At 60.8% G+C, this 23,490-nt stretch carries 16 protein-coding genes; 3 read left to right on the top strand and 13 right to left on the bottom strand.

The genetic code is table 11. The features are described 5' to 3' along the window. Positions 1 to 2: 2 nt before the first annotated feature. The 10 genes from APH34_RS11100 to APH34_RS11055 form a co-directional block, all read right to left on the bottom strand. Positions 3 to 443 carry a single-stranded DNA-binding protein gene (locus APH34_RS11100; RefSeq protein WP_003098976.1) on the bottom strand — a complete coding sequence of 147 codons (441 nt, stop codon included), beginning with the start codon at positions 441 to 443 and terminating at the stop codon, positions 3 to 5. A gap of 73 nt (positions 444 to 516) precedes the next feature. Beyond that, entirely contained in the window at positions 517 to 1,044 is a 528-nt protein-coding gene (locus tag APH34_RS11095) for a DUF3158 family protein (protein WP_003098978.1), read from the bottom strand. Then, positions 1,041 to 1,832 carry a PFL_4669 family integrating conjugative element protein gene (locus tag APH34_RS11090; protein WP_003116836.1) on the bottom strand — a complete coding sequence of 264 codons (792 nt, stop codon included), beginning with the start codon at positions 1,830 to 1,832 and terminating at the stop codon, positions 1,041 to 1,043. Before APH34_RS11090 ends, APH34_RS11095 begins: the two co-directional genes overlap by 4 nt. Positions 1,833 to 2,261: 429 nt before the next feature. Beyond that, entirely contained in the window at positions 2,262 to 3,500 is a 1,239-nt protein-coding gene (locus tag APH34_RS11085; RefSeq protein WP_003116837.1) for an STY4528 family pathogenicity island replication protein, read from the bottom strand. 3 nt (positions 3,501 to 3,503) lie between these two features. Continuing rightward, positions 3,504 to 4,064: a DUF2857 domain-containing protein gene (locus tag APH34_RS11080; RefSeq protein ID WP_054901196.1), complete on the bottom strand. Its 561-nt coding sequence runs from the start codon at positions 4,062 to 4,064 to the stop codon at positions 3,504 to 3,506. 14 nt (positions 4,065 to 4,078) lie between these two features. Further along, positions 4,079 to 5,758 carry a ParB family protein gene (locus APH34_RS11075; RefSeq protein ID WP_004350508.1) on the bottom strand — a complete coding sequence of 560 codons (1,680 nt, stop codon included), beginning with the start codon at positions 5,756 to 5,758 and terminating at the stop codon, positions 4,079 to 4,081. Then, on the bottom strand, positions 5,751 to 6,020 hold the full coding sequence (locus tag APH34_RS11070) for a hypothetical protein (RefSeq protein WP_003050422.1): 270 nt from the start codon (positions 6,018 to 6,020) through the stop codon (positions 5,751 to 5,753). The genes APH34_RS11075 and APH34_RS11070 overlap by 8 nt, the downstream gene beginning before the upstream one ends. After that, a complete protein-coding gene (locus APH34_RS11065) occupies positions 6,004 to 6,879 on the bottom strand; it encodes a ParA family protein (RefSeq protein ID WP_003098988.1) in 876 nt (291 codons plus the stop codon). Before APH34_RS11065 ends, APH34_RS11070 begins: the two co-directional genes overlap by 17 nt. A 42-nt stretch (positions 6,880 to 6,921) precedes the next feature. Further along, complete coding sequence (locus APH34_RS11060; protein WP_003090093.1) at positions 6,922 to 7,134, bottom strand: AlpA family transcriptional regulator; 213 nt, start codon at positions 7,132 to 7,134, stop codon at positions 6,922 to 6,924. Between the two features lie 118 nt (positions 7,135 to 7,252). Then, positions 7,253 to 7,999, bottom strand: coding sequence for a hypothetical protein (locus APH34_RS11055; protein ID WP_003098991.1), 747 nt, complete (start codon positions 7,997 to 7,999; stop codon positions 7,253 to 7,255). A 450-nt stretch (positions 8,000 to 8,449) separates the two neighbouring features. On the opposite strand from APH34_RS11055, the gene APH34_RS11050 reads away from it, so the two are divergent. Next, positions 8,450 to 8,950, top strand: coding sequence for a DUF305 domain-containing protein (locus tag APH34_RS11050; RefSeq protein ID WP_003098996.1), 501 nt, complete (start codon positions 8,450 to 8,452; stop codon positions 8,948 to 8,950). A gap of 542 nt (positions 8,951 to 9,492) precedes the next feature. Here the strand turns inward: APH34_RS11050 and APH34_RS11045 are convergent. The 3 genes from APH34_RS11045 to APH34_RS11035 all read right to left on the bottom strand — a co-directional run bounded on the left by APH34_RS11045 (position 9,493) and on the right by APH34_RS11035 (position 18,513). Then, a complete protein-coding gene (locus APH34_RS11045; RefSeq protein WP_054901195.1) occupies positions 9,493 to 10,575 on the bottom strand; it encodes a fimbrial protein in 1,083 nt (360 codons plus the stop codon). Further along, positions 10,575 to 13,148 carry a fimbria/pilus outer membrane usher protein gene (locus APH34_RS11040; RefSeq protein WP_054901194.1) on the bottom strand — a complete coding sequence of 858 codons (2,574 nt, stop codon included), beginning with the start codon at positions 13,146 to 13,148 and terminating at the stop codon, positions 10,575 to 10,577. Before APH34_RS11040 ends, APH34_RS11045 begins: the two co-directional genes overlap by 1 nt. 250 nt (positions 13,149 to 13,398) lie before the next feature. Continuing rightward, positions 13,399 to 18,513, bottom strand: coding sequence for an RHS repeat domain-containing protein (locus tag APH34_RS11035; protein WP_054901193.1), 5,115 nt, complete (start codon positions 18,511 to 18,513; stop codon positions 13,399 to 13,401). 506 nt (positions 18,514 to 19,019) lie between these two features. On the opposite strand from APH34_RS11035, the gene APH34_RS11030 reads away from it, so the two are divergent. Both APH34_RS11030 and APH34_RS11025 read left to right on the top strand, forming a co-directional pair. Next, the gene (locus tag APH34_RS11030) at positions 19,020 to 20,915 is read left to right on the top strand and encodes a hypothetical protein (RefSeq protein ID WP_054901192.1); all 1,896 of its coding nucleotides are present in this window, start codon (positions 19,020 to 19,022) and stop codon (positions 20,913 to 20,915) included. A gap of 77 nt (positions 20,916 to 20,992) precedes the next feature. After that, the gene (locus APH34_RS11025) at positions 20,993 to 23,488 is read left to right on the top strand and encodes a hypothetical protein (protein WP_054901191.1); all 2,496 of its coding nucleotides are present in this window, start codon (positions 20,993 to 20,995) and stop codon (positions 23,486 to 23,488) included. Positions 23,489 to 23,490: the final 2 nt, after the last annotated feature.

Here is a 23,490-nt window from a genome sequence, read left to right as displayed (position 1 = left end):
GATCACTTCCTGCGCTTGGTCTCTTTCGGCGCCGTCGATTCCTGGGTGGCCTGGGGCTTCGGCTCTGCCTCCTGTGGCTTCGGGCTGAGGGCCACAGACTCGATGCGGTACGGCAGGATGCCGACACTGCGCGCGTTGACCTGCCAAGTCTCACGCGGCTGATCTTCGTTGTCCGTCCAGGGGTCGCGCTCCATGCGGCCGACGACCAGCACCCGCATGCCCTTCTGGTAGAGCTGCTGCCAGCGGTCGGCGTCGTGGTGCCAGAGTTCCACCGGCGCCCAGAAGCCGCCGCGGTCCTCGAACTCGCCGCCCTTGGTGGGGACGGGGTTGTCGAAGTACACGTTCAGCCGGAGCAACCGGCGAGGATCGTCGTTGCCATTGGGGAATTCGCGGTACTCGGGAGGCGATCCGATGTTGCCCTCGCCGATGAATTGTGTGCTCATGTTGGAATCTCCGTGGTGGTTGAAATACCCGTGCCTCGTTGGGCTCGGGCGCGTGCTCGGATGGCAGGCGCAATCACCGATCGCGCACTGCGGCAGGAACGGACGCGAGCCGGCGCAGGTAGGTGTTGTCCGCCTGCGCGGCCTTGCTGGCGCATTCCTGTGCTTGCCTGCCCAGGGTGTGCAGCAGGCTGATCTGCATGTTCAGCATGACGCGCTGCAGTTCGATCTCGTGCAGGTCGTGCAGCAGGTTGACCGGCGTGCTGGGGCTCGCCATCAGCTCCTGCCACAACGCCACGCCCATGGCCGATCGATCGTGCTTGCGCCAGCGAAGAAAGGTCGTGCCTGCGCCAGTGGTCTGCTGGGCCAGCTCGACGGGAAGCAGGTGGAAGGGATGCCCGCACGCCTGTGGCAGCACCTGTCGCTGCGCCAGGGCAATCAACTCGTCGCGCATGGCGAAGCACTGGCTGGCCCAGGCCTCGAAGTCCCCTTTACCTTTAAAAGGCTTTAAAAGGCCTTTTAGAGAGGCCGCGTGTTCCAGCCGCATGAAGGCTGGCTGTTCCAGACGACGGAAGTAGCGCGGTTCGCGGTTCGGGTCGCTCATGCCGGTTCGTCCTCGCCGGCGGCTGTGGACTTGGCCTCGGCCGAATCGGCGGCAGCGCCTTCGTCGGTGGGAGATGCGGCTGCGGCAGCGCTATCACCACGCTGTTGCAGACCACGGCGCACGACGGGCGGCGCAAACTTCGAGCGGCGCATGCCTTCGAGCACGTCCTGCGGCAGTTCGCCGAACTTCTCCAATGCTGCCCGAGCTGCGGCGTTCTTGGCCGCGAAGTCGTCGCGGGTGCAGCCCGAGTAGCGGTATTGCTGGGCCAGGCTGAACAGGCTGCGCAGCGCGTGGGCACCTTCGTTGAGCCAGCGCTCCAACGTCGAGCGATCGATCAGCGCGGTGTGGTGGGCGAGGATCAGCTTGCGGGCGATGTCGTCGTAGTCGGCCAGCAGATAGACGGCGGCAAAGCCGAGCTGCGCGTTCACGAACAAGGGGAGCTTCACCGGCTGCACGTTGAGGTTCTCACCCAGGCTCAACGCCGCAGGCACGCCGGCCAGTGCCTGGTCAACCTGCTCGCGCAGCGATTGCAACGTGGTCCTGGTCTGGTCGAGCTTTTCCTCGATGCGCAACATCCACCAGTCGCTGTACGGGTCGTCCTGCTCCGAGCCGCGCTTCATCTTGTTCATCACGGCGATGTAGCCGTTCAGGCCGACGATGCCGGGTCGCCCCTCGGCGGCGGCGCGGCCATGCCAGATGCGCGAGGCGTGGTGGGTGTGCAGCGTCAGCGACATCGCGCTGCGCAGGGAGCCGAGGTTGAGTTGCAATGGTTCGTTGCTGGTTGCCATGGTGATCGCTCGCTGGTGGACAGGGAGCCGCCAGCATCCGCATGCAGCGGAAGGCAGTCAGTCAACAAACCGAAATGAGCCGACCCCCGGTTCTGTGCGCGCTGGCGGCGCAGCGCGCAACGGTCCCCTGGGGACCGCTCCGCAGATGGGCACTCACATCGGCGTTCCCGTCCTCGGTTGTTGACGGTATGCGTGCTGCACCGCACGTCGCGCTGCCGTTCGACACGATCCTTCGCCGCGCAGCCGTCCCCAGGGGACCGTTCCGTTGAGCGCCATGGAGGTCTGCTTCATGGTCTTGCATGCGCTCTACTCAGGTTTTGCGCAGCATGTCGCGCCGTCGCCCGGCGCTTCACCGCACAGCCGTCCCCAGGGGACCGTTTCTGCCGACCGCCATGGAGATCTACTTCACGGCTTTGACAAGCCCTGTGCTCAGGATTTGCGCAGCAGATCGCGCAGGCGCTCGATGTGCTGCCGGGCCACCTCGGGCGGCACGACGTTGCGCGGCGGCTCGGTTGGTGGCGCTCGCGCCGCCGATGGTGTTGGCGGTGCCGGGCCGGTCTGCTTGGCCCAGGCATTGAACTCGCCGCGCATGGCGCGCTGGATGATGCCGAACAGATAACCGGCGGGGTTGCGGATGCCATGCTTGCCGCACCGTGCGGCCCATTCGTCCAGCACGGCCTGCCGCAGGGCAGCGTCCACCTGCTGCAACGCCATCTTGGCTCCGGCCTGCTGTTCCGCCTTCAGTTCCGCGAAGCGCTTGGGCCATTGCAGGTCGCCCAGCGCACGCGCCTGCGCGGTAGTACGTACTTCATCAATACGACTACTACGTACTGTACGGTCCTGCTTCGAATTCCGAAGAGCGCCGTCTGGCGCGGGTTTCGGCCCTGCTTCGGATTCCGAAGATGGGCGATCGCCATTCCGAAGAAGGCTCGCGGGCCCTTCTTCGGAATCGTGGACCGCATCCTCCTGTGGATAACTTTCGGAGGCGGTGATGCCCTGGTCGGCCAGGCGCTCGGCGAGCACTTGCAGCCGCGACGGCAAGGTGCGTCCGGACAGCATCGGGTCGTCCGCGATCTCCTGGAGGGTGTTGAGTCCCACCACCTGGACGGCCTTGGCCGAATGCCCCAGCGACTGGCTGACCAGGGCCAGGTAGTCGGCGTCGAGTTGCATCGCCTCGAACGGCGTCAGCGGTTCGTCGTGCAGGACGTAGAGGTTGCCGAGGATGCGACCGGTCTTGGGGTCGCGCCGTCGTCGCACGAGGCTCAGCCAGCGCGTCAGGCGCAGCAGCGTCAGCGCCCGCGCCACGGTCTCATGGGAGGCCTGGCCTGCGCAGGGCATCGACGCCAGCCAGGGGCGCAACTGCTCATAGGTGGGAAATGCCGTGACGCCATCGTCGTTGAGCATCAATCGGAACACCTGCCAGGCGTTGCGCTCCAGCGGTGTCAGGCGGCGGTCGAGGAACAGCCGCCGCGGCACGCTCTCGTGCCGATTGCCACTGAACAGGAAGGCGTCGCCGGACGTAGGAGGCGTGGGCGTTGGAGCAGGCAGGGACGCGGGAGCGCCAGAGCTGGACTTGGGCGCGAGGTCCTTCAGCGCAGCGTCGAACAGGTCGGCGAGTGCGATGGGGCCAGGGCGCTGGGCTCGTGGGGCGGTGTCGTCCACGGCCATGGCCTAGCCCAATCCCTGATCGACCCAGTTCCTGATCGCGGCCCAGACCACCGAGAGCGGCAGCGACATGCCCTCGGCCAGGTCCATGGCCGCATCGAGAATCGAGGTCTCGTCCTCCAGATCGACGTTCCTGCTGCTGGTCACGGCTTTCCATTGCCGCCACAGTTCGGTGTCCTGGGTCTCGTCCAGGACGGGGTGGCGCCCCTTGCGCTTGGGCAGGCCGAGGATCTCCCGCTGCAGGGCGACTTCCTGATGGGTCAGGCCATAGAAGCGGCTGACCATCTCCGTGCTGGCCCCCAGCCGCAGCATGCGATCGACCGTGGCGATTTCCTTCTCCACGTCCTGTGCCTGGTTGAGCAGGCGCTGCAGCACTTCGCGGTTGACCGTGACCGAGCACCACGAGACGCTGGCGTTGGCCAGCACGCTGATCAGCGCGGGGTGCTTGAGCGCATCCAGCTCGGCCTCGCCGAAGCCCATGGCCTTGCAGCGGCGCAGTTGGCCGTTGCGAAGGTCATACAGCGCCTGGGCAATCACGGCCTGGTTGAGCGGATGCGATGTGGACATGCGGCCTCCCTCGCTCACGTCCCGGGCGCCGTGGTGCCGGCTTCCAGGTCCAGCAGACGCCGGGCGAGGCGCAGCAGCCGAAAGAGCTTGACCAACGCCGTGTCGCTCAAGCGCCTTGCGCCGCTGCCATGGCCTTGGCTCTGGCCGTGCAACAGGGTCGGCAGGTCGGCGGCGAGCTGCGCGCCGTCCAGGCCCGCTTCGGCGACGGGCTGACCCGTCAGGGAAGTGAGCAGCGTCAGCACCGCGCGGCCGAGCGGCGACGGGGCTTGGCCGCGGGCGCGGCACGCAAACCCGATGCCATCGGCGCGATCCTCGATGCACTCGTCCAGGCCTGCCTCCCCGGCGATCTCGCGCGCGAACTGCGCGATGTGGATGCGCAGCCGATCGGGCGTGTCCAGGCCGGCGTCGATGTACCAGACGTCGGAGATCGGATAGAGTCCGCCGGCTTGCACCGGGATGGACTGCAGCACGCTCGCCGAGAAGTCGGGCGGCAGCGCATCGCCCAACTGGTCGGCGACCATGCGCTGGATCGATTGGAGCCGTTCTGTCGTCGGTGCTGGCGAGACGATGTGCTCGCGAAGCAGATCGCCCGGTGCGGCCGGCTGGCTTCCCGTGGCCGCTTCGCCAACCGCCGTGTCGTCGTGGCGCAAGGTGGGCTCGGACGCCGGAGGGCTGGCGGGTGGAGGACCGGCCGCCGCTGCAGGCGTGGCGATGGACGATGCTGCGCCCGGCGGAGTCGGCGTGCCGGCGGTGGGCGAAGGCAACGCCGGCTGCGCCGCAGGTGGCGTCGGGTCACTGACCAGCGCCCGGTGGCGGCTTTCCGATTCGGTCAGGTCCAGCGCCAGCACGTCGTAGCCGATGCCCAGCAGCTCGGACATCTGGCCGATCAGCTCGTCTTGCACGCGCTGCGGCGCGAACTCGTCGCCCTGCGTGTCGAACTGCGCCAGCACCTCCTGAAAGAAACTGTCGAAGTCCAGCGGCAGCGAACGGTCCTTGGCGTAGTGCTCCCAGGTGCGTTTGCAGGCCGTGCGCATGACCGACAGCCGCTCGACCTGGTGGCGCCCCAGGCCGCCATAGAGCACAGTGGGAATGGCGGGCAGCAGGTAGCGCACCGCGTCGGCCATGCGGGTGATGTGCGACCGCTGGACGGGGAAGCCATCGGCCGCCAGGCGGCGGGCCAGTTCCGACTGGCTCAGGGCGGCGCCGCTCTCCTGCTCGTAGAACTCCCGTGCTTTCTCGACGCCGAGCGCGCGCTCGATGAACGTGAGGCCGCCGCGCAGTTCGTTCTCGGCAAGATGCCCGGTCAGCGCGACGATTTCACCGCGCTCCGGCCATGGTCGGAACAGGCACGATATGCGGAAGAAGCGTTCTTCCTTGGTCTCCGACCAGAGTTCGCGCAGGATCGCCAGTCGCGTGTTGCCGCCGTTGCGGATGATGTAGTGGTCCTCGCCGGGCCTGCGCGTGATGGCCGGCGCCGCGTCCAGGCCGCGCTCGCGGATGGATGCCTTGATTTCCTCGTAAGCCGGGTTGCGCTTCATGCGCGGGTCATGGTCGTAGGGCCGCAACTGGTCCAGCGTCACGACCATGGGCGTGTCCGCGATCGGGTCGCTCAAGGCCGTAGCCGCTGGGCCGCTGCGCTCGAAGCCGGCCGCGAGCAGCTTGCCTGCCATGTCCTGCGAGGTCATGTCAGCCATGGCCGCACCCCTCGCAGTCCCCACGACCGCCGGCCGGCGCCATGCGGGCCTCTCGCTCGGCGCGGCGGATCTGCGCACGGGCGTTCAATTCGGCCCGGTGGTCACTCGCTGTCGAACTCGTGTAGATCGCCGCGCAGCCGGCCTTGGTGAACTTGAGGTGCCCGCCCGGCGTGCGCTTGACGTGCCAGCCCTCACCGACCGCGAACTCGATCAGGGCGCGCAGCCGCTTGTGGCCGCGGGCCAGCTCATGTGCGTTCGCCATGGGGCCTCCCAGGATCAAGAGGTCGCTGCGGGCGGCCGGATACTTGAGCCAGTCGGTCCTGCCATTGCGGGAACAACTCGCTGGCGAGCGCGCGCATCGTGTCGAGCGCGGCAGGGGCGACTCTGCCGGGCGGCTGGCGGTGCTCGACCCGATGCACCGGCAGGCCGCGCGTTGCGGCACGTGGATACGCTTCTATGGCCGGCACGTCGGTGGCGAGCACGCGGATGCCGGCGCTGTCCTGGAACAGGTCGCGCAAGGCCTGCTGGATCAGCCGTGCGTTGGCGGACACCGGGTGGACGCGGTTGATGAGCAAGTGCAGCGGCGGCGGTTCGATGCCCAGGTGCCGGTACGGCGCAATGTCTTCGAGCAACTGCATGGTGCCGCGCCGCAGCTCGCGTGCCGCGAGGATCTCCGGCGTGACGGGCGACAGCGCGAGATCGGAGGCGAGCACCGCCATCTCCAGCAGCACGGAACGCGCGCCCTGGGTGTCGATCAGCACCAGGTCGTAGAGGGGAGCAAGTGCTGGCAGCAGATGCCGCAACCGCAGGCGGCCATCCGGCGCATGCAGCAACAACGTGTTCAGCTCGCCCCGGTGGTCGTCGGACAGCACCAGGTCCAGGCCCGCGATGATCGTGCGGGACACGAGCTGGCCAAGGTCGCGCTCGTTGAAGGCCAACAGCTCATAGATGCCGCCCGGCGCGCGCTGGGTCAGTTCGTAGTAGGAGGACAAGGTGGGCTGCACGTCGAGATCGAGCAGCAGCACGCGCAGGCCCGCGTCCGCGGCGAGCCCGCCCAGGTTGGCGGCCGTCGTGGTCTTGCCGACGCCGCCCTTCGTTGAAATGATGGACACGACCTGCATGGCGCTCTCCGGCTGGGAATGGGAAGTCCGCGGGAGAGCGGGTCAGGTCCGGTGGTTGAGGCGCTCGGCGATCCACTGGTCGATTTCGATCGAATCCCAGCCGACAGCGCGCACGCCCAGGCGCAGCGCCTGAGGGAACTGGCGCTTCTTCATCAGGTTGTAGATGTGGGCGCGTTTGAAGCCGGACTTCGCTTCGACTTCATCGAGCCGCAGGATGCGGCGCTCGTTCGGCGGGAGTACAGGGGTCTGCGACATGGCGGTCACTCCTGAACGCTCGGTGGCGTTTGTTGGCGTGACCTCTATTCAATAGACCTGGCTGCGGAAAGACATTGCAAATGCAATCTCCGCGATTGCACATACAAGCTGGATAACCTCATGCGCTTGCGCTACGAACGTACCTCTTAGCGTTGGCGAACTTTCCGTTTAAGGTGCGCTCAGTGATGCCCATGGTGCCGCCGTAGTGGGCGACCAATGCAGAGACAAGGGCCTCCTGCGTTTTGAAGCTGGAATAGGGCACGCCTGAAGGCGACTGGCTCAGCATCAGCGTCAACATCCCTCCAATGATGTTGAGATAGGTCGTTTCCGCCCGTTCGCTGATCTCGCATTGCTTGGATGCCAACAGCACCGAGGATTGCTTGAGTAGCGTGTCGTGCTGCTCCTGCAGTTCTCGCATCTCACGTCGGGCTTGTTCAAGCGCGGCCTGAAGGGCCAGCCGCTCCACGAGGATCGCCTGTCCTGTTTCCATGGTGATGAAAGGATGCGCCATGCGTTCGCCACGGCTGAACAGAAATCCTGGCCGGTGCTCGGGATAGTGGGTGCGCATCCAGCGTTTTAGATCGACATGGCGAACAGTCAGATCCAGAGAATTGAGCAGGTTCGGATCATTGAGCGTGATCCCGTTCTTGCCGTAGGGCAGCTCTCCGTTGAGGATGCCGTCATAGATACGTTCCGAGTGCAGCCGGCACTCATTCCATCGAGGGCAGTTCAGCGACCGAGGCAGGACACGCGGTGACGCGATCGTGGCCAGGATCATCGGGAGATACCGCAGCAACCCAGCCCATCGGATGGCCGCCTCGATGGGACGATAGAACACCTTTGATGTTGAAATGTCCTTGTGCATGTCTTCGTCTCCTTTCGGGTGCGCTACATCACCGGCTCCTTTCTTGCCCAAGGGCTGTTGTGTCGTTATGGCCTGCGACGGACGCTTGAGGCGATGCCCTAAGCGAAGGCGGAGGAGGCCATTGGCGTCCGCCGCAGGTGGCCTTGTCTTGCTTGATATGCAAGAATCGATCAGTTGCCGGCCCATCGAGCGATGAGGACGCAAGCTCGATATTGGCGCTCACGGTACCAGCGTCATAGGTGGCGCAAAGCCCATCAAGACCGATTTGGTATGGTCTGATATCCAGACGGTTCAAGACCAGCGAGTTGAAGCGTTCGACGCCCCTACGTCCAGTTGGGGACTGGAAATCAGCGGTTAGTGATGCATCGCTCCACATGCTGATATATCGACAAAGTATCTGCCGCAGTACCAGTGACCCTGCCAGGTTGCCCCAGCACATAGGAGACGGAGATGGCTGAACATTCCCATGAACATCAACATCACACATCCGGTCAGATGGGTAAGCACGGCCGACCATACGCCAAGTTCTGGGTGAACATGGTGTTGGGCCTCGTCGTCATGTACTTCGTAATGTTCAGCATGATCGACGGCGCCAGGGACTTCAGAAACAATCTCAACATGCTCTACATGGCGGTCACTATGTGGGCGCCAATGGGCATCTTCATGCTAGCGACAATGCCCGGCATGTTTCCAAACCGGCGGCTCAATCTCGTGCTGTACGGCTTGTTTGCCGTTCTCACACTCGGTTCTTTTGCCGCTACCCGTGCTCAAACCGGAATCGGCGATCGACAGTTCATCGCGTCTATGGTCCCGCACCATTCGGGAGCGATCCTCATGTGCCGCGAGGCGCAGCTCTCAGATCCGGAACTCGTCAACCTATGCCAAGCGATTTCCGATGGCCAGCGCGCGGAGATCGAGCAGATGAACCGGATTGCTGCACGCCTTCGTTGAGGCTGGCTGCCACTACACTGGCGCCGCGTTGCGCTCCGGCGAAGTTAGCCGCAGCGATGTAAAGATGAGTACTTGCGGTGTTCCGATGCCGGCGGTTGTGTCCTACAGCCGTCCAGGTGCCAGGTAGTCCACGCGACACCACCCCGCGCTGCCTGCGGAGCGAGCGCAAGTCATGATCGTCGCAAGTTGGAGTTCGATAGCGAACCCGCTCAGCAGCTGGACGCATCAGGCGTAACGACGGGTGGATGGATCATCCTTGGACGCTGGTGGAAGTGGTTGGATGAACTTTGTTGCCGAGGGCGAAAAACAAGGCTATAATTGAGTTCTTCGCTGATCACCACAGTGGAGAAAGTGATTGGGAAACAGAGACTTAGCGCTCTAGTGCATGACTCGTTTCCCGCTCCAAATACAGGTTTACGGGGTTGAATCAAACCTTGTGAATCTTCGAAAAAAGACGCTTCGGCGTCTTTTTTCGTTTCCGATCATTTGTTTTTATCGTCACACAGGCCGCAGGGTGTTCACCCAGCGGCCTTTTTTGCGCGTTATTTGTAGCTTACGGTAAAGGTCAGCCCCCCCTCGGCCACGCCCGGGGTTATCACTGGTGCGCTCTGGTAGTAGCGCGCCTGGAAGTCCAGATGGGTAGTGCCGATGCTTATTGGCTTGACCATTTGCTCTGATTGCAGTGGCATGGGCGAGCCATCGCTACGCAGCAGCTGGATTTCCACCCCGGCGGCATCTGAAGCGCCACCCAGGCTAAAGCGTCCCTCGGCTGGAACGGTCGGCACCGAGCCATTGGCGCCATCCAGTTCGATGTACACATTCGCGGGCGCGGGGTTGGGAGCGCTGGCGTCTTCGCAGTCGCTGAGTGTTATCTGGAAGGGCACGGGCGGGGTCGCGGGATTTGCCCCTGTGAAATCGGCAGGGGTGTAATTGCCCAGGTTCACCAGACCGGGGCTCACTGAGTTGGATTTCAGCGAACACTGCGCCTGGTTCACCGTGGCGGTTATCTGGTACTCCAAGACCTCGCCCAGGTTATGCAGTTCCCCATGAAACATGGTGCTGTTGATGTATTGGGGGCCGGGTGCGATTGGCCCGGTCTTGATGAGCCAGGCATTGCCACGGATAGTCGACACCACGACGTTGAAAGGCTGGTCTCGCATGGTCCCCGAATAGGGTATGACAGGGGAGGTGCCAGGATCAGGGGCGAAGGAGTTGTTGGTCACGCCGTCAAAAGGCGCACCAAGCTCCAAGTACACACCAACCCCGGGGATGTTGGTTTCCAGGACGTGGCCATTGATGTTCTTGCCACCCACGGGGGGCAAGGTGCCAGAGAAGATTGGCGCGGTATTATTGAGCCTTGCCTTGGGCGGGTTGGCAGGGTCCCACACGCACGAGGCCCTGGCGCCTTCCCTGTTGTTCGCGTTCATTGTGTAGGTACCGATCACGGTACCGTCTGGGGCATCGCGGGGTACCCAGAATGTGTTCATGTCACGCACGTAGGTCATGTAGGTGGCGCTCGTCTGGAACGTACAATTGGCGTAAGCGTTGCCAGAGAACAGGCCCAGGGCCAGGCAGCAGGCGGTCAGGCGCAAGCTGCGGTCGATGTTGAAGGTGAACGCGGTCATCAGAGCATTTCCTGGGTATTGTCGCCGGGCAGCAGGGGCTGGCTGCTGGCTACGGGCAGTTGGCAGTGCAGGGTTTGCAGGCGATAGCCACCCTCTTGTGCGAGTGCTTGCGGGTCGATGTCCAGTGTGCAGGCTTTATCGCTGGCCTCGCCCCACAGCACGCGTATGGTTTGCGGGCCTGTGGTGCGGGTAGACACCAGCGCCTGGCCAGCCTGGCCGACCACACCCAGGCTCTGGCCACTGGCATCGAACACCTGGGCGCCAAACGGCACGGGTTGGTCATTGGCCTGCCGCAGGGTCAGCACCAGGCGGGCCACATGCTCGGTTTCGTAGCTGGCCTTGACCACCGCGCCGCGACGCGGCACCACTTGCTGGCTGGCATTGCCAATCACCACTTCCGGCGAAAGGTCGTCGGTTTGCAGTACCAGTGAATTCAGCCGATAGGGGCGCAGGTACGGCACCAGTGCATAACCTTGGGCATTGGTACGCGCCGAGGCGGTGCTCTGTACGCCGACGCCGGATACATCGGGCACGTGGACCAGGGCCATGGTTTCGCCCAGGTGGCTGCCAAATACCAGGCCGTCGCCATGCAGCATCACGGCACCGCTGGCGTTCACCGACATGCTGCGGTAGTCGTTGCCTTGGTTGTAGCCCATGCCGACACTGGCCTGGCTGCCCTGGTAGTTGATAGACAGCCCACCGCTGTTGCGCCCCTGGCCGTCGTTGGCCAGCAAGGTGCTGTAGCTGAGCTGGTTGTCCAGCAAGCCGCCGCTGAGGCTGGCGCGTTCGCTGGTCCGGCCATTGTTGTTGCGCACGTCGAAGCTGGCCTGTTGCTGGCGGCCAAAGTCCAGTGGCATGCTCAAGCTCAGGCCGAACATGCGGCTGTCGTCGTTTTTTGAGTCCAGGGCCTGCGAGGCAAACAGGTTGACCGCGACCTTGCCCAGGCGGGTGGTGTATTGCAACTGGTACTGGCGGCGCTGGTGGCTGGTTTGCCAGTAGGTGTCCTGAGATAAGGTCAGGTTGAGTGCGCTTCGGTCCCCGACGCTCTGGTACACCGATGCTTCCAGGCGGCTGCGGCGGTTGCCAAGGTAGCTGCTGGCATTACTGCGTTGCCGCACAGCTTCGTCGAAGTCGCGGTAGCCCTCGGTCGAGTAGCGATAACCGGCGAAGCGCACGCTGGTGCGGCTCTGGAAACTTTTGCCGTAGCGCAAGGCAAAGCTGTGGCCGTGAGCATCGCCCAGCGTGGCGCCCAGGGCGCTGGAGGAACGGGTGACATCGAACGACAACGCGCCTATCTGGCCAATGTCGCGGCCCATGCCCAGTACGCTGGCGTTGTAGTACTCGCTGGAAAGCACACCGCCATACAACGTAGTGTCCCAGACACCACCGCGGGCCAGGGTGGCCTGCCAGAACAGCGGGTCGTCGAGTTGTTCGGCGCCGTCGTAGCGGCCCACGGTCGCGCTGTAGCGCCACACGCCTTCGCGCAGCAGGCTGCCCATGCTCGAGTAGGGTTGAGTGAAGCGGCGGATCTGGCCATCGGCTTCGGTGATGACCACTTCCAGCTCGCCATGGCCAGAGCCTACGCTGAGGTCGTCGATGGCGTAAGGGCCGGGGGCAACGTAGCTGGAATAGATGGGGTAGCCATTGTGTAGGATTTCTACCTTGGCACGGCTTTGGGCTACCCCGCGGATTACTGGTGCGTAATGCTGCATTGCATCGGGCAGCATGCCTGTGTCGGACGCCACCTGCGCGCCTGTGAAGCGCACGCTGCGGAACATGTCGCTGTTGGTGAAGGTTTCGCCCAGGGTGAGGTTGGCCTGCAGGCCGGGCAGGTCGCGCTGCGCGAACGTGTCGCTACGGGTCCAGCGGCGTGCCCCATCGGCGTCCTCACGCAGTGCCTGTTTGCTGCGCAGGCGCCAGGGCCCTAGGTTAAGGCCGCTGTTCAGGTACAGGTCCTGGCTGCTGCGGCTGCGGCCATCGCGCTGGCTGCTGTGCTGGGCCGAAGCCTGATAACTGATGAAGGCGGCGTTGATGCCATTGCTCCAGCGGGCCTCGGGCACGCTGCCCGAACGGTCCTGGCGCAGGGCGATTTGCGGGATCGACAGCGACAGGTGCAACTGGGCGGGGTCGAAATCGGCACTGGCCTGTGGTACCAGCTGCGCCAGGTCCACGCAGCTGTCGTCGTCTGGCAGGGGTGATTCCAGGGCCTGCTCGCGCAGGTCGAGGGTGCGTAGCAGTTCGGCCGTCAGGCAGGGCTGCAACCCTTTGCCATTCGGGCCCTCGATGAAGTCGATGTCCTGTTCGTGCAGGGGGCTGAAGTTGAGCGAGACCTGCACCCGGTAGCGCCCCGGCGGCAAGAGTGCCTGGGTGGCTAGGTTTTGTAGCGCCAGGGTCCCGGCCTCGGCGGGCTGGCCGGGGGCCTGGCGCATGAAGCCGGGCTGGAAGGCGAGGTCGGACGGGGCTGCCAAGGCAGGGTGGGCAAGGGCCAACGCCAGGCAGCCGCCAAGCAGCGGCGGCAGCGGGGCGAGGCGCGGGCGCAACGGCAATAGCCTGCGCCGTTCGGGCTGGAGCATGAGCGTGTCCTGAGCGGCGCCGACGGACGATGCACAGGTGGGCTCGTGGCGGGCGCCTGAAGCTGGATATGGAGGTGTGTGTAGGCAGGGGTGCTGCCGGGTCACGGTTTACAGGCAGGGGCAGGGTAGGTGGGAGGGGCAGGTATGAGATGTAGGAATAATCAGCTGTTGCGAGGGGTATTGGATGCAGTGACGGTTCGGGGCGGGTAGGTGCCCGCTGCCTTTGGGCAGCGGGCTACAGCTAAAAAAATTACGGCATAAGCCCAAACTTGCCGCTACCAGCTGGCCCGTAACCCCGTCCTTTATTTCGACCTACAATGACATAGCCCCAAGGGGTTGAGGGAGGTGGTGGTGGCGTACCGGTAGGCTTGGTGATCACCTCTGATAGCCCGGAGAAGAAAGGTTTCATTTCTGCACTCGGTGCAGGGCTTACGGGTGGTCGTAGATTTGAAATTGAGCTGCTGCGCGCGAGGCTTGATACAGTTTCATTGCTGTTGGCCGGCATGTTGGCCCACCATGCAGAGCGCCACACTCGCGCAGGCGCCCGCGCCGGTGCCAGGTTCGGCGCACCCAGACTCCACGGCGAGTTACCTCCGAGCATGCTCCGGCTGGCGCTTGTGGCTCTACTAACAGTTGCATTGGCGTTTACCGTCACATTTATATTGGAGCCAGCAGCCCCTGCGCTCTGCCCGGCACCTGTCTGGGCCGCCTTCATCCCCCCTTTCGTCGCCGCGGCTCCATACCCGGCCGCAAACATGCCGATAACGGAGAACACAGTCGCGAAGTTCTGCAGCAGGTTCGAAAGTTCCGGGTTTTGGTACATGTACGCTGTCGCCACCCCCTGCAGGACCGCAGCGGCCCCGTTGGCAGCCACGCCGATGACGCCAACGACATAGCTGGTAGTCACGCCGATGGTGGCCGGAGCCGACCAAGGCATTGCGATCGCCGATACGACGAAAATGGCGGCGGCAGCAGCGAGGCCCAGCCAGGCATACCAAGGTACCTTGGGTTTTTCTTCTATGCGCCGTTCCAGCGGTGCCTGGCGGCCACGGGTCACGGGTTCACCGCGATGGCCGGTGGGGTCGTGCCAGTAAACCGGATTGCCCAGGGCATACACGTACGGGTTGATGCCGGCCTCCTCAGGCGGCATCGAGTCTGGGCTGTGAAAGCGCATCAGGCCAGGGTTGTAGGCGCGGTAGCCGCTGCCCAGCAGGTACCAACCCAAAGCGTGCTCGCGGGCTTCGCCGTTGAAGGCCAGCAGGCTGCGCAAGGGCTGCTCGGCGTCGTCTGGCAGTTGTTCACCGTACGGGGCGTAGTGGGCATGGCGCGTACCTTCGGCATCGTACTCGGTGTTCACGCTGCCTGCATGGTCGGTAAGCAGCAGTGTGGCGTTGCCGGCTTGTTGCTGTGCCCGAGGCTGGCCACCGGCGTGCAGGTACTCGGTGAGCAGGCCGTCCTCCAATAGGCTGTCCAGGCTATGGCCCACGTAGCGGCGCTGCATCTTGCGCGCGTCCGTGCCCGAATAAAGCAGCTGATCATGCCCGTCATAGCCGTACTGTGCCGCCACTTTGCGGTTGGCATCCTGCACCTGGCTCAGGCGGCCAAGGCTGTCGTAGTACAAAGCATTGCCGCACTCATCGTTGAGCATGTTGCCCAGTTCGTCGTAGCTGAAGGTCTGTTCTTTCGCGCAGCCTTCAGAGGGCAGACTATGCGTGACCTTTTCCAGCCGGAACCCGTCATGAGCACAGTAGGTGAACTGCGCATCGTCCTGCTCGCGGTCATTGAACGTTGTGCGGCAGCGTATGATGTTGTCTACCGCGTCGAACCTGAACATTTGGGTTGTGATCTGCCGGCCGCTGGCGGTTTCGACAGGGCAATCGTATTTGGTCAGGCGGCCAAGGCTGTCATACTCGTACTTTTCTTCACGCAGTTTTTGCCCGCCTTCCCAAAGGGTTCGCGAATGCAGCATGTCGTCGTCCTGCCACACTTGTACCAGTTGGCGTGCCCTGCCGTTGACGCTCAAGGTGCGGCGGGTCTCCCTGCCCAGGCTGTCATAGTGCTGGGTGCACAGAGTGACAGGTTGCTGTTGCGCGTCGGAGTTGCTGGTGTCGCGGGTTTCGGTGGTCTCCAGCAGGCCGGTGTCTTCGGAGTATTTCAGCGTCGACTTGAGATTGCCCTGTAACACCGACACCAGCCGACCGTGCTCATCGAAGTCATAGTCACAGGCTTGGCCATCGCTGTGCTTGCGCTGTGTCGGCAGGCCTTGCCAGGACTGCTGGTAAATGACGCTGTAAGGCGTACCTTCAGTGTCGGTCAGGTGTTCTTCGCGAAGGTCGCCTTGTTCGGTGTACACATAACGGCGTTTACCCAGTGGATTGTTGGCGTGGGTAATTTCTGCGCTCTTGTCGTCATACTCGAAGTCTGCGCTCTGTTGCTCTTCCTGGTAGGTACGGCCGTCCTCGTCCTCCAGTGTTGCAACAAGCTTGCTGGGTTGCTCGGTCAGCTCTGGCTTGTACTCATAGCCGATCACCCGCTTGCGGGTGCCTTTGCCTGTGGCCTGCAGGCTGAACGCCGTGCGCGTGTCGACTAACTGGGTCGTGCCTTTATAGGTGTACTCCTCCACCCGCGAACCCACGGTCATGCGTACCAGGCGGCCAAGCCCGTCGAACTTGCGCTCGCAGAGCATCTGCTCAGGTGCGTTACTGTTCTCTTTCAACTGCAGTTCAGTGACCAGTTCGCCCATGTTGTGGGGGGCGAACTTGCGTACCAAGCTCGTGCCATCTGGCCGCTGATTGCTGGTCATGCGGCCCAAGGCGTCATAGGTGAACTTGCTGGTGCGTGTGATGACCTGGTTGTCGTCTCTCGGGTCCAGGATAGATTCGATCCGGCTCAGGCAGCGGCCGAGCCCGTCGTAGGTGTAGTCAGTGCGGCCGGCCTCGCGTGTAACCCGCTGTTTACCTCCCTCGGGGGAATCCACCTCTTCCTCCAGCAGGCGGTACTCGTAAATCGGTTTGCTGAAGCGATTGAGCTTACTGACGGTCTGTTGCAGCCTCTGCCCGGGCGCTTTTGGGCTTTCGATCCAGCGGGTGACCAGTTGGCCACCAGGCTCGAGCGGCGTAGCGTCGATACATTCCTTGATGCCGTCGGGGCGCACTTCTTCACACATTTGGCCCCAGCCGTCGTACGCGTAGCTCGACTTCAGCTCGAGCACGCGCGGCTGCGCCTTGCCGTCTTTGTCCGGCAGGTAGTCATAGCCGATTTTGCTCACCAGGCTGCCCGCCGAGTCATACTTCAGCTCGGCTACCGTGCGCGTCACGATCTCTCCTGTCACGGCGTCACAGGCTTTACGCTCTTCCCGGATGGGGCGGTGGCTGCCATCGAATACGGTGCGGGTGACGACGCCCTTGCTGTCGGTGGCTTCCTCACAACTACGTTTGCGCCCGCCGTCGTCGAGTAGCTTGTAGGCGGTGGTGCGCGTGGTGGCATAGGGGGTGCATGGGCTTGCGATTTCTGCGACTACACGGCCCAGTACGTCATGCTCATAGCCTGTGAATACGTCATTGGCATCGTGCTCCAATACCACCTGACCGTTGTGCAGGGAATAAGTGGTGGCCGTTTTTTTCACTAGCGTGTGAGTATGATCAGTGAAGGTTTCGGTGCTGCGGCTCCAGGTGAGTTGGTTATTGCCGTCCTTGACCTTTTCGTACTTCCAGTTGCTGGTGGTGATTGCACCGTTGATCTGCATGTCTTGCTGGTCCACCCGGCCATGCAGGAACGGGGTGTCGGTTTTATTCAGATAGCGGCGGACTTTGGTATTCAGCAACTGGCGCGCTTCGCCCTCGCCCTCCCCCTCGAAGATATATTCCTGTTCTAGCGACAGCCATCCGGGCATGTTCAGGTCGGGGTCAGCCTGTGGCAGTGCCGGCAGGCAGGCATAGATGAATTCACTGCTTATGATCTGGGCTAGCGGTTCGCCTGGGGTGGATGGGGCTGCAGGGTAGATGACGACGGACTCGAGATTGCGTTCGAATTCCTCCGGGTCATCCGCACCAGGGTAATAATTACGTACCATGCGTGTGCCGTCAGCTTTGAGTTCCGTCAACAAGTTGCCATGGCGGTCGTAGGTGGTTTTCGTTTGTTCCTGGTCACCTACCGTTGGGTCACCCACCTTCGTCCAGGATTTTGTCACAGTGTCTGGAAGCTGGAAGTACTCAGGCTGGTCTTTGAACGGTTTGTTATCTTCTTCGTGATACTTCGTTGTGATGGTTTCGATACAGCCATTGTCTGTGGTGATCTGGGATGTCATCAAATGGAAGCGATTAAATATACTTACGACCGTCCGGTAGGTTTTTCCATCCCGATAATGCTCGGCGGTAGAGCTGTATTCAAAGGCAGTGCCTGTAAAGCGGTAGAGTTGGTCCGTCCCGTCTTCAGCTCCATAAACCAGGCCTGTGCCGTTACCCAGGAAATTGTTGCTGGAGTATGTGTATTTCGTAAGTATGTGAGTGCGCTCGTCCCGTATATCAGGCTTGATCCAGTGCTCATCGACTGAAGGTAAATACCGCGCGATACCAGGGTACTTATGGCCCCCGGTACCTTCGTGGTAAGTGATCGTTTCCACACCTTTATCAGGGTTTTCCACGCTGCTCAAGAAGGGCAGTTTATCGTAGAGCTTGTACTTCAGCTCCCAGTATTCTTCACTTGATGTAGGCAGGGTGATTTTTCGCAGTTCATTGTCCTCCAGGTCCAGTGTGTACCGGGCCGGGCTGCTTGTCGTCGGGTTGATCGTAAACTCCGCCCGGATAGCAGTGGGGTATTTTACTTCCAGCAGTGTACGGCCAGTGTCATCGGTGATGGATTGCAGGCGTGCCTTGCTCTTGGTCTTATCGTAGTCCAGGTTAATACCATGGCCGGAAGCACCGATGACGCGCACAGGCACGGCGGTGACAGTATCATTGGTCTGGGGCTCGAGTATTTCGACCAGGCCGCCTTTATGTGCAATACGAATGCGTATTCTATCGCCTTTGCTGATATTGTTGAAGTGGAAGCTATCCAGTTTTTTTTCTGCGATAACGGGCGCATTGCCAGGTCCGTTGTCTGCAACTTTGAACGATTCACCGGTGTGTAATGAGAGCATGCCGGTGGTAATGTTGAAACTGCTGAGTTTCAGGTTCCAGCCAATACCAAACCCGTTGTTATCGTTGCTCATTGGGTTAAAGCTCAATTGCAACGGCAGGTCGGGGCCGCACAGGTCGTTGGCGTTCAACGCCGGAAGAGCAATGGATAGTGTGTACAGGCCAGTACGAGGGTCGACACTGCTCTGCATGAAACTTGAAAAATTGAAGGCATTCGATGTAGTTGCCATGGTGCGGGGTTCCTGAGTGTGCGGTATGCGTTGAATAGCCGGTGTGACGCTATGGGGCCTGTACCGGGCATCCTCAGGGGGGCGAGTTGGCGCTCCCCATCACTGCCGTGAGGGCGTCAGGCGTCATCCGAAACAAGTGGTCTGCCATGAAGGCTAGGATAAAAAAATGATGTGCACACCTGGCAGAATTACCAGGTACGCCTACCTTCGCCGCCAGGGGTGGCGTGTGGGCTACCTGTTAATTTTGCTAGTTGTGCAGCAGGGGAGACTCCTCTAAAACTGTTCTGGCGAGCAACCAAGGTGGGTGACAAGCTGGAACAGGGCCGTTAACGCTCTATTTATTTATCTACTCGACGCGTGCACCTGCTTATTCAAGCGGCGTGCAAGCACGCAACAGTTTTTAATTTTTATTCGGGATGTTTACTTTTCTTGAGTGCAGCGTTCACAGAGATCGTGCCGCTACGTTATATGGAGAACGGTTATGGCCAGACCTACACAAAGAAGCATTGCTCGAAGAGCTGGCAAAAGGCGGAGTACGTCTGCTTATCTACGCGGCGTGCAGTCCCTCAACACTTTTTGGCATTCGCGACATGAATAAGCGGCTAGATCAAGACGAGGCTCTGGAGGCGCCCACGATTGAGGGATTAACTTCATTCAATGAAATTGACCTGAATGCTTTGGGCGATGAGTCATTGAAGACCTTAATCAAGTACACGGGCATGGCGGAAAACGACTACGTGGTGGTACGTTGGTTAGGTCGTAGCGCTACCGGTGAAGCCTATGACCATACGGCGGGCTATTCGCTTCAGCGCGAGCATTTAGCAGATGGCCTCGAAGTCGAAATTGCCAACAGCTATATCACAGATGCTGCGGGGGGGGAGGCGTTTTATTCTTACACCAGTGAGGCGGATGGCTCCACGCATGAAGCAGCATCATTACGAACCTTTTGCTATATCGGGGTAAGGCCCCGCGGACAAGTTGAAACGCTGTCTGTACTGCAAGTGGTGGACTCTCATGGCTTGATTATTCAGCCTGACAACCTACCGAGTTCAGGGATGCGTGTTGTAGTGCCCCACTATCAGGCGATGCAGATAGGTGACAAGGTTACCCTGACAGTCGAATGCTATACACCGGACGATTTTCTCGACACCACGTGGAAACAAGAAGTAACCGTCGCAGGGGAGCACTTTGGAGAAAGCGCAATCAGTGGCACGGTACCCAAGGGTGACCTTGAATGGGTTGACCCAGGCTATGTACTTGCCTCTTATGAGATCGCATTTGCAGTGGGGGGGCGTTTGAAATCGCCGGTGCAACGGCTGCAGGTCGACTCCAGAAGCACTCTGCCAGGCTATCTTGGAAAACCCACGATCGAAGGGCACGTCGAAGGCGATCCGCTGGACCCGGGGCGCTTCCCCGATGGCCTGCTGGTCAAACTGTCGGATTATCCTGGCATTGCGGATTCAGATTACCTCACCCTGCAGTGGTCCATCCCCGGAGGCCAGCTGTACATGCCATCGGCGCGGGTCGACCCTAGCACCCGGGCAGCCGATTCGATCCCGTTTCATATTAGCCCGGGAATCCTGGCTGTCAGCCAAGGCACTGATGTAAGCGTGTCTTACCTGTATGGGCGCGAGGGTGAAGCACTGAGTTCAGAAGTGTTGCAAGTCGCTGTGCAAAATGCACGCGTGCTGAATGTGCCCTTGATTGAGGGCGCTACGGCGGATGGCGCATCCGACAGCGGTAATATATTGGCTGATCTGTCTGTATCTGGTGTTTACGTCAATGTGCCGCCCGGCATCACGCTGCCCGGTGAGGCGCTGCATGTGCATTGGGTGGGTATTGGGCCGCTTGGTGAATACGTGGCCAAAGAGCCCGCCTCCCCGGATAGGCCGTTGCGTTTCTTTATTCCGCCCGAACAGGTGCCTGGCAATATGGGGCGTACTCCTGCGGACACCAGTTGGAGGTTCAACGTGTTCTACAGGCTGTCGAAGGGATCAGACACGATCGATTCGATGCCTTACAGGTTGCGTATCAAGCCATTGGATAGCGCAACGCTGCCGACGGTCGATTTGACTGATGGCCCTGTTTACCTCAGCCGGTTACCTGAAGCGGGAGCCAGGTTGAACATGATTACCTGGCCGTTTATTGCCCGGGAGCAACTGCTGACCATCGTGATGGAAGGGGTGGACTCTCGGGATAACCCGGTGCAGTTCATTGTTCGGGACGAAAAGCCAATTACCGATGCCGAAGTGAGTAATGGCGTGAATGATGAAAGGTTGCCGAAGTCGGAACTCCGAAAGCTGAAAATAGGCGAGCGCTTCACCTTGTATGCTCGAGTGAGTTTCAATGGAGGAGCTTTTTATTTGAAATACCCGTCCCAGTCGACGCCCCTTAATCCGTAATTTCTTTCCGGACTGTTTGCTTTTGTTGAGCGCAGGGTCCAGAGAAATCGTGCGGCTACGTTATATGGAGAACTATCATGCCCAGACCAACACTAGAGCAATATTACAACTATTTGAAAGAGGCGCCGCGAACCCACGGTTGGGGTGCACTTTTGGTCTATGACCGCAAAAAAGCAAACCTTCTGCTGATGCAGGAGCATATTCTACGCGCTGATAGAAAGGCCTGGATCGAACCGGTATCGGGTGAAGCGCAGACGGAGAACGGCAAGTTTTCCCGGCTGTCCAACTTTACGTTCGGTCCACCAGTACTGTCGTTCGAGAACTCGAGTATAGGCAGCTCGATGGCCGCCCTGAGCATGCCAGTGGTGGGCGGCAAGCTGACCGAATGGAGCCGGGAGCAAGGTGCGCAGTTACCAACGCTGGTGGGTATCTCACACCTTGACCCGCTGAGCGCGCCTCGCGTGAAGATGAACATCAAGCTCAACGAGGGCAAAGGCGGGGTGGTTGATGAAGACGGTCGCGTGTACCTGGACTTGTCGGAGAGCAGTGCTTATTACTTTGAAGTGAGCCAATGGGAAGATCTGAACATCAAGTTGGGGGAATTGATTGAAGCGCAGTTGAAGGATCCCGAGAGGGGCGAGCAAATTTGGGAGTTGAATACGCTGGCACCTGTGGAGAGCGCATTGAACCCGACCTCCTTCAGGGTTCGCACGCACTCCCTGGGTAAGGCGGGGACCCCGGTGGCCAGTACGAACCAGGCAGACCTGGAAGAGGGTGCGGTCATTGTGGGTGTAGCGTTCAATGGCGCCACAAATGGTGGGTTTCCTGGGGGCGATGAGGACATGCCGTATTTACTGCCTCAGCGGCAGTCGGGTGATCCGTATTCTTTGAGCGTTGTTCTGAGTGACGAAACGTGGGTAAAAAACGTTCTAAATAGTTTGTTGGACGGCCTCGCGGGTACGGCTTATGTCCCCAGTGAAGTTACATACACAAAAAATTCATCGGGCTTCTACACGGAGGCGAAAGCGGGCTCGATTCGTTATCCCGAGGAATTGTTTTTTTGGATTGTTGATCTTCCATTAGTTAGGATGCGATTCCGTGTCTCTGGCGATTTGGGTCAGCTCTCATTTTCTTTTGCTCCTGGTAAAATTGATTGCACGTGGTGTTATAAAGGACGCTTTGAACACGGTACCTACATCGAGATAAATCTGAACGGTTATTGGCAGGGAAGTTATGCTCCATTGGACCTTGATGTTAGTGCATCCTGCTCCTTCTCAACAAGTATGGAAGACGGTGTAATTGTACTAACTAAGGGCCCCGTTACCGTTAACGGTGAATGGGAGTATGATCCGCGCGGTGAATATGCAGAAGAAGCAAAGAGAAAATTCACCCTTTTCAAAGACTATGTAGAGGGCCGCGTTGGGGGCGTTTTCGAGCGTCTGGCGGGAAGGCTTGAAGTTGTTGACCTCCTGCGCCTCAACGGCCTGCTCTTTCGCAATGAGCAACGCTCCGTAGTTGATACTTTCGCTAACCCTGGCGATGTGACGATGCTAGGCGAACTGGCCCCCACCCTCACTGCCTTCGCGATCGACCCGATAGAGAGAACTCTCATCGCCGGGGGCACGCAACCGCTTACCCTCACGCCCAAACCCCATGTGGTGGAATGGAGTGTCAAGGCGCTGCCAGACGATCCCGAAAAACCCGAGGGGCCTGAGCAGTTGGGTGAAATCGTCAACGACGTATACAAAGCGCCCAAAGCAGACACCATTGCTGGCACGTTCCGTCAGGTCATCATCACTGCAACGGTGGACGATACCAGCAGCAGCGCCCTGTTCACTGTCGTGCCTAAGTCCGTAGCGGTAAGGCCGATGTTGCTTAATGCATTCTATTCCAACCCCGGCCAACCGCAACGCTATGTGTTGGAGGGAGGAAGCGTCGATTCGGAATTGGTCTGGGCCAAAGGTGCCAGTTTCAAAGGTGAGCTGCGTGACCCTACAACCGGCGAATATGACGAGTTGAAGATCCCCAGGGACAAGCAAGTCAAGGTCTATGTCGCGCCCCTGAGCGACCCGGAAACTGGGCCGGTACTTGGCGCGCTCATGCAACTGGACCAGGTGCAGGTTACCGGTGGTAATCGTACCGAAACCATCGATATCACGGTGCTCTGGACGACGACTTCTGCAACGCTGAAGGTGGAGGCACAAGCAGGTGGAGCGCTGAAACTGGTGCTGGCCGTTCGGAGTTGGGGAGGAGGGGAGCAAGACCTGTCTCCTGACGAGACAAAATGGTTCGTGGTCAAGGGCAAAGGAGCCCTTGATGAGGGTGCGGGTATCTACAGCCCGGGGTCGGAGGAAGGTGACTACGTGATCATCGCCGGTGTTGGCATCCAATCAGGTAATTGGAATTACGCTGTTCTGCCAATGCCGTACACCTCTGAAGAAGCCCAGACGTTCCATGAAGTGAACCAGGCCATCAATGGCACGAACGCCAGCGCTCCTTACACCGCTGAGCAGATCGAGGCCATGGAGGTGGTGAAAAAAGCCTTCAGCAGCCTGAGTGCGGCGAGGACCTGACC

Origin of the sequence: Pseudomonas sp. NBRC 111131, assembly GCF_001320525.1 — a bacterium.
Classification (GTDB): domain Bacteria; phylum Pseudomonadota; class Gammaproteobacteria; order Pseudomonadales; family Pseudomonadaceae; genus Aquipseudomonas; species Aquipseudomonas ceruminis.
The sequence above is the reverse complement of the archived record's forward strand: the minus strand, read 5'-3'. Positions and strand labels throughout refer to the sequence as shown.